The 255-nt window shown below is 51.8% G+C and carries 1 rRNA gene; it reads left to right on the top strand.

Going from position 1 to position 255, the window contains the following annotated elements:
• Positions 1-197: 197 nt before the first annotated feature.
• Positions 198-255 (top strand): 5S ribosomal RNA (rrf, locus tag AC6LJ2_RS30175); the annotation flags it as partial.

Here is a 255-nt window from a genome sequence, read left to right as displayed (position 1 = left end):
ACACTGATGGTTATGACCTGGTGATATAGCGTTCCAAGTGTCGTTCAATACAAAATCTGGCTGCACCGTCAGCAGCCAGCCAACACCAATTACACCCCACTGTGCGTGATCATCGAGCGAGTCTCTGGTCACCCACACGTTGCGCTTCTTCCAAGATTGGAGTTGTTGCCCTCAAAGCAACCACTCAACCAGTTACGCCTGACGACCATAGCAAGGTGGTACCACTCCTTCCCATCCCGAACAGGACAGTGAAAC

This window comes from Achromobacter sp. 1014246743 (assembly GCF_059760725.1).
Note: the sequence above shows the minus strand (reverse complement) of the source record. Positions and strands in the feature narration are given on the sequence as shown.